Raw genomic sequence first — 6,822 nt, forward strand, 5'->3', positions numbered from 1 at the left:
CGCGCCGGCGCGTGGGCTCGGCGTTGCTGGTCGCGTGCAGGGACTCCTGCACGGGGACCGGGCCTAACCGACGTTGGTTGCGCCCGTCGGGTCGGCCCGGATCAAGACCGGCACCTACCGGTGTGGCTACGGGCCTAACCGCAATACCGTTCAATTAGAGTTACAGGCGTGTAGTTTGTTGGTATGCCCCGTACTGGTTGGAGGAAGGCCGAGTCGGACCGGCGGTTGCCGGATCTGGTGTCGGTGGGTCTGCTGACGAAGGTTTTCCCCGCGGAGGTGGTGGACGCGGTGATCACCGAGTGTGGCCGGACGGAGAAGCGGCGGCGGTCGTTGCCGGCCCGGTCGATGGCGTACTTCGCGATGGGGATGGCGCTGCACTCCGAGGGGTCCTATGAGGACGTGTTGGCGCTGATCTCCGACGGGCTCGCGTGGGCACACCGGGACGAAAGGTCGGGCAGGCTGGCGAACAAGGCGGCGATTTCTCATGCCCGCGACCGCCTGGGTCCCGAGCCGCTGGCGCTGCTGTTCTCCCGGGTCGCCAAGCCGCTGGCCGTCAAGGACACTCCTGGGTGCTGGCTGGCGGGCCGCAGACTGGTCGCCATTGATGGGACCTGCCTGGACCTGCCAGACACGCCAGCCAACGACGCCCACTTCGGCCGTCCCGGGGTGATGAAGGGAGGACGTTCCGCGTTCCCCCAGGCCCGGGTGGTCGCGTTGGCCGAGTGCGGAACCCATGCCATGTTCGACGCCGTGATCGGCCCGTACACAACGTCCGAGAATGCCGCCTTCGCTGAGCTGCTCTGGCGGCTGGAACCGGGGATGTTGTGCCTGGCAGACCGGGGGTTCTACGGCTTCAAAGCGTGGGAAAACGCTTGTGGCACAGGGGCTGACCTGCTCTGGCGGGTAAAGGACAACCTGTTGCTCGAGCCGGTCCAGGACCTACCCGATGGGTCATGGCTGGCTGACGTCTTCGACTCCGTCGCCGACAAGCAACGCCGCCGGCCGGTCCGTGTCCGGGTGGTCAGCTACACGGTCGAGGACGGCCGCGACACCACCGGCCCGTACCGGCTGATCACGACCCTGCTGGACCACCGCCAGGCCCCAGCCGCCCAGCTCGCCGCCGCCTACGCGCAACGCTGGGAGATCGAGACCTCCATCGACGAGCTCAAGACCCACCAACGCGGCTCGCGCGCGGTCCTGCGCTCGAAGTCCCCGGATCTGGTCACCCAGGAGATCTGGGGCCACCTGTGCTGCCACTATGCGATCCGCACCTTGATGCTGGACGCCGCCGAGGCCGCCGGCCACGACCCGGACCGTGTCTCGTTCGTCGCCGCCCTACGCATCTCCCGCAGATCCATCGCCCAACAGGGCGCTTTTCCCCCCTGACGCCCACGACACCATCTGGCAGCTCTGGCGCCATGCCATCGGCGAACTCATCCGCCGGCTCCTACCCTCGCGGCAGCCACGAGCCAACCCCCGCGTCGTCAAACGCAAGTACACCAAATGGCACGTCAAACGATCCCACCACCACGACTGGCCCCAACCCAAGCGACGACCAGAACAGGCCGTAGTGGTCTAATTGAACAGTATTGGGGTTAGCCCCGTCTCAGTCTCCCGCTCGCAGGACTATTTACACCCCGGGGCACATCTCGGACATGGAGTGAGGTGACAGCAGCCCCGACAGAATTTACTCGTTCATAAGGGGGGGCCGTCCGGTAGAACGCCGCCGTAGTGCTGTATCCAGCTACGCACGACTGGGTTGAGTAGGACCTCGTGCCGTATGGCGTACGTCACAGTCATGGTATACATGCCGGAGGAATCTGGCGTGGACTGAGGGGGCAGCAGTGAGAACACGATTGACCCGGCTGACCGTGGTCGGTGTGGCCGTCATCTCCACGCTGGCAGCCGGGTCCCTGGCCTCCTGTTCCAGCAGCAGCACCGGGTCGGGTCAGAGCCTGACCTGGTATATCAACCCCGACGGCGGCGGCGCAGACGTGACCAAGAAGGGCCAGGCCCAGATCGCCAAGGAGTGCACCGACGCCGCGGGTGGCAAGTATTCCATCAGGGTTCAGCTGCTGCCCAACAGCGCCAGCGACCAGCGCCAGCAGCTGTTGCGCCGGCTGGCCGCCGGCGACTCGGGCATCGACCTGATGAGTATCGACCCGGTGTTCGTGGCCGAGTTCGCCGAGGCGGGCTTCCTCGCCCCGGTTCCCCCGGCCCTGCAGGCCGGCTTCACACAGGACACCGTCAAGACGGCGGTCGAGGGCGCCAGGTGGAAGGGCAAGCTGGTGGCCGTGCCGTTCTGGGCCAACACCCAGCTGCTGTGGTACCGCAAGAGCGTGGCGCGGAAGGCCGGCCTTGACATGACCAAGCCAGTGACGTGGGACCAGGTCATCGCGGCTGCCAAGTCCCAGAAGAAGACAATTGGCGTCCAGGCGAGCCGCTACGAGGGCTACGTCGTGTGGATCAACGCACTGATCGCCGGTGCGGGCGGTGAGGTGCTGAAGAACCCTGGTGCGACCGGTGATGCCGTGAAGCTGGGGCTGGACACCAAGGCGGGGCAGGAGGCGGCCGCCGTGATCCAGAAGGTCGCCCAGACAGGCGTGGGAGGTCCCGCCCTCTCGTCCACCACCGAGACCGAGGCACTGAATCTTTTCTCTGACAACGCCACCAGCGGATTCCTGGTCAACTGGCCCTATGTGTGGGCGGCTCTGCCGAGCAACAAGGTGAAGTTCATCAAGGACGTCGGCTGGGCGAAATACCCGGAGACCGTAGCCGGCACGGTGTCTCGTCCTCCGTTCGGTGGGATCGAGCTCGGCGTCGGAGCCTTCAGCAAACGCCCCGACCTCGCTTATGAAGCGGCGAAGTGCATCACCTCCACCGCCCATCAGACGCTGTACATGATCGGTACGGGCAACCCTGCCGCGCGCAAGTCGGTCTATGACGATCCCGCGATCAAGAAGCAGTTCCCGATGGCAGGCCTGATCCGAAAGTCCCTCGACGAGGCCGCGCAGCGACCGCAGAGCCAGTACTACGGCGACATCTCCACCGGCCTCCAGCGCGAGTTCAGCCCGCCCGACTCCGTCAACCCCGCCACCACGCCCGGGGCCGCGGCCGACCTGATCACGTCGGTACTGAAGGGAGACACGCTGTTGTGAGCACACTCGTCGAGGGGGACGTCCGCGAGACGGGCCCTGGCGGCCCGGGCAAGGCCCAGCTCTCCGACCGGGCCAAGGCCGAGCGCACGCTGGGGTGGAAGCTGGCCGGCCCGGCCTTCATCATCATGCTGGCTGTCACGGCATACCCGATCCTGAATGCCGTCTGGCTCTCGCTCTTCAGCTACCGCCTCACCGATCCCACGGCCCGCAAGTTCATCTTCCTCAACAACTACGCGGTGATCCTCACCGACGGCCTGTGGTGGATGGCCGTGCTGAACACGGTCGTCATCACGGTCATCACGGTCGCGGTCGAGCTCGTGATCGGTATGGCGCTGGCCATGATCATGAACAAGATCATCATCCCCCGGCGCACGCTACGGACCATCGTGCTGATCCCCTACGCAATCATCACCGTCGTGTCGGCCTTCGCCTGGCGCTTCGCCTTCGCGGTGGACACCGGCTTCCTCAACCACACGCTGCACGCCCTGAGCTTCGGGGCCTTCTCGGACACCTACGACTGGTTCGGCGGCCGCTGGTCGGCGATCTTCGCGATATGCATCTCGGAGATCTGGAAGACCACGCCGTTCATGTCTCTGTTGCTGTTGGCCGGACTCGCCCAGATCGACGGTTCGCTGGAGGAGGCCGCCAAGGTCGACGGCGCGACGTTCTGGCAGCGGCTCTTCAAGGTGATCCTGCCGAACATGAAGGCCGCGATCATGGTGGCGCTGCTCTTTCGCACCCTGGACGCGTTCCGCATCTTCGACGCCGTCTTCGTGATGACCGCTGGCTCGCAGGACACGTCGTCGGTATCGCTGGTGGCCTACAACCAGACCATCAGCCGGGTCGAGATCGGCATGGGCTCTGCGGTCTCGGTGCTTCTGTTCCTGTGCGTCCTGGGCATCAGCGCCGTGTTCGTCAGGTCCTTCAAAGTCGACCTCTCACGGGTCAGGGGCGAGTGACCGCAGTGGAGTCGAACCAATCGAAGAAGAACATGACCTGGCTGGCCATCGTCTCCATCCCGATCATGGCCTACACGCTGATCCCGATCCTGTGGATCATGTCGCTGTCAGTGAAGTCCAGCGCCACCCTGGCCGACGGCAAGTTCATCCCCGCGGAGGTCAGCTGGGACAACTACAAGCTCATCCTCACCGGGGACGCCCACAGCCTCTTCATCCCGGCCCTGGTCAATTCACTGGTGGTGTGTCTGGTCGCAACGCTTATCAGCGTGGTCCTGGCAATGTTTGCGGCCTACGCAATCGCCCGGCTGGAGTTCCCGGGCAAGAAGCTGATCCTGACGACGGCTCTGGCCGTCTCGATCTTCCCGGTCATCAGCCTGGTGACCCCGCTGTACAACCTGTGGCGGGCGGTCGGGCTGTTCGACACCCAGATCGGGCTGATCATCCCCTACCTGTCGCTGACGCTGCCGCTGTCGATCTGGATCATGTCGGCCTTCTTCAAGCAGATCCCCTGGGAGATGGAGCAGGCGGCCCAAGTCGACGGCGCGACGTCGTGGCAGGCCTTCCGCAAGGTGATCGTGCCATTGGCCTCGCCCGGGGTGTTCACGACCGCGATCATCACGTTTTTCACGGCCTGGAACGACTTCGTGTTCGCCATCTCGCTGACCAGCGAGCGGGCCCGGACCGTCCCGGCGGCGTTGGCGTTTTTCACCGGAGCCTCACAGTTCGAGCAGCCGACGGGGGCGATCGCCGCCGCCGCGGTGATCGTCACGGTTCCTGTCGTCATCCTGGTCCTGGTCTTCCAGCGCCGGATCGTCTCCGGGCTCACCTCGGGTGCCGTCAAGGGATGAGCCACCTCGCGACCTGCACCAGCGGTAATACACCAGAAGGAGCCTGAGAACTGATGGCAAAGATCGAGCTCAAGAACATCGTCAAGAAGTATGGCGACGGGTTCCCTGCGGTCAACGACGTCTCCCTCGACATCGCCGACGGCGAGTTCATGATCCTGGTGGGCCCATCGGGGTGCGGCAAGTCCACCCTGCTCCGAATGGTGGTCGGTCTGGAGGACATTACCTCCGGCGACGTGCTGATCGACGGCAAGCGGGTCAACGACCTCGCGCCCAGGGACCGTCACCTGTCCATGGTCTTCCAGAACTACGCGCTGTATCCGCACCTGACCGTGTTCGAGAACATCGCCTTCCCGCTGCGGCTGGCCAAGGGGGAGCACTCCGAGGAGGAGATCCGCGAGAAGGTCAACACCGCCTCGGCCATGCTCGAGCTGGACGAGCACCTAGAGAGGAAGCCCGCCAATCTCTCCGGCGGTCAGCGTCAGCGGGTGGCGATGGGGCGGGCGATCGTCCGCGCGGCCGACGGGTTCCTGTTCGACGAGCCGCTGTCCAACCTGGACGCCAAGCTGCGCGGACAGATGCGCACCGAGATCGCCCGGATGCAACGGCGACTTGGCACCACCACCATCTACGTGACCCACGACCAGACTGAGGCCATGACCCTCGGTGACCGCGTGGCGGTGCTGAAAAAGGGCCTCCTCCAACAGTGCGCCTCCCCGCGAGAGCTGTACGAACAGCCGGTCAACCTCTTCGTCGCCGGGTTCATCGGCTCGCCGCCGATGAACTTCCTTCCGGCCAAGGTCGAGGGCTCGACGCTGAAGCTCCCCTTCTGCGACGTCACGGTCACCGGCGACCTCGCCGAGAAGGTCAAGGGCAAGGACATCCTCATCGTCGGCGTTCGCCCGGAGTACTTCAAGGACGAGTCACTGGATGGCAGCAAGGGCGTCGACTTCACGGCAACGGTTGATGTCACCGAGTGGCTCGGCAACGAGCAGTACGCCTACATCCCGTTCGAGGCCGACCCGGCGGTCAAGGCAAAGCTAGACGATCTCGACCGTGAGCTGGACGGGGAGGGCATCCGCACCCAGATGGTCGTCAACCTCGATGCGCGGTCGCGGATCAAGGAGGGGGAGGAAGCCCGACTCACCTTCGATCCGGCCTTCATGCACGTCTTCGACCCGGAGTCCGGCGACTGTCTGACCCGCGACGACGCCAAGGCCGCAGCCATCGCCGAAGAGAGTGAGGTCGACCGCAAGAGCGCCCTGGAGCGGGCGAAGGTCAGGGAAGCGGCCAAGAGCAGCTGATTGGGCAAGGGCCGACCCATAGTCAGGGCGCCCGGCCGGCTCAGGAGGCTGTGATCTCGGCCAGGTGCGGCGGGTCGGGGCCCGGACATGAGACCGGGATCGCCGCGCAGGCAAGCGCGCGGTCCACCGCGGGTCGGACATCGCGCAGCGAGGCCAAGCGCAGTCGCTCACGTGACCGGACGCCGCCAAGCAGCCCGGCCTCCAGAAGGCCGGACAGCAGGCCTGCCATGAAGGAGTCCCCGGCCCCGACCGTGTCCACGACCGTGGCGACCGGCGCGTCGACGCTGGTGAGCTCAGCGGTGACCGTCAGCCCGATCACTGCGCCTAGGCCGCCGCGGGTCACCACCATTCCTGAACAGCGCCAGGCATCCTTGGCCGAACAAACGGTTACGTGGCGGTGACCAAACGCCCTCCGACAAGTGCCTACCCGATGTAGAGGGTACGTGTCTTGACCACGTCACCACGAATGAAAGTCGTCCGTGCATGACGCCATGAGGTACGTCCGAAGATGCCGATTTGTGCGTGGACTTCTCCAGGGAACGGAGTGGCTCGGCGA

At 65.4% G+C, this 6,822-nt stretch carries 6 protein-coding genes; 5 read left to right on the forward strand and 1 reads right to left on the reverse strand.

Going from position 1 to position 6,822, the window contains the following annotated elements:
- Positions 1-183 precede the first annotated feature (183 nt).
- The 5 genes from VIM19_19790 to ugpC all read left to right on the forward strand — a co-directional run bounded on the left by VIM19_19790 (position 184) and on the right by ugpC (position 6,266).
- On the forward strand, positions 184-1,386 hold the full coding sequence (locus VIM19_19790; GenBank protein ID HEY5187084.1) for an IS4 family transposase: 1,203 nt from the start codon (positions 184-186) through the stop codon (positions 1,384-1,386).
- Positions 1,387-1,880: 494 nt separating this feature from the next.
- A complete protein-coding gene (locus tag VIM19_19795; protein ID HEY5187085.1) occupies positions 1,881-3,158 on the forward strand; it encodes an extracellular solute-binding protein in 1,278 nt (425 codons plus the stop codon).
- Positions 3,155-4,117 (forward strand): sugar ABC transporter permease, encoded by a 963-nt coding sequence (locus VIM19_19800; GenBank protein HEY5187086.1) that lies wholly within the window; start codon positions 3,155-3,157, stop codon positions 4,115-4,117. Before VIM19_19795 ends, VIM19_19800 begins: the two co-directional genes overlap by 4 nt.
- Before the next feature lie 32 nt (positions 4,118-4,149).
- Entirely contained in the window at positions 4,150-4,965 is an 816-nt protein-coding gene (locus VIM19_19805) for a carbohydrate ABC transporter permease (GenBank protein HEY5187087.1), read from the forward strand.
- 53 nt (positions 4,966-5,018) lie between these two features.
- Complete coding sequence (ugpC, locus tag VIM19_19810) at positions 5,019-6,266, forward strand: sn-glycerol-3-phosphate ABC transporter ATP-binding protein UgpC (GenBank protein ID HEY5187088.1); 1,248 nt, start codon at positions 5,019-5,021, stop codon at positions 6,264-6,266.
- Positions 6,267-6,306: 40 nt separating this feature from the next.
- On the opposite strand, the gene VIM19_19815 is transcribed toward ugpC, so the two are convergent.
- Positions 6,307-6,609 (reverse strand): PfkB family carbohydrate kinase, encoded by a 303-nt coding sequence (locus tag VIM19_19815; GenBank protein ID HEY5187089.1) that lies wholly within the window; start codon positions 6,607-6,609, stop codon positions 6,307-6,309.
- Positions 6,610-6,822 lie beyond the last annotated feature (213 nt).

The sequence above is a fragment of the Actinomycetes bacterium genome (assembly GCA_036510875.1).
GTDB lineage: Bacteria > Actinomycetota > Actinomycetes > Prado026 > Prado026 > DATCDE01.

Bases quoted from the DNA above. Each gene is read 5' to 3' on its own strand.
- VIM19_19790 (HEY5187084.1), top strand. From the start codon at position 184: ATGCCCCGTACTGGTTGGAGGAAGGCCGAGTCGGACCGGCGGTTGCCG.
- ugpC (HEY5187088.1), top strand. From the start codon at position 5,019: ATGGCAAAGATCGAGCTCAAGAACATCGTCAAGAAGTATGGCGACGGG.
- VIM19_19805 (HEY5187087.1), top strand. From the start codon at position 4,150: ATGACCTGGCTGGCCATCGTCTCCATCCCGATCATGGCCTACACGCTG.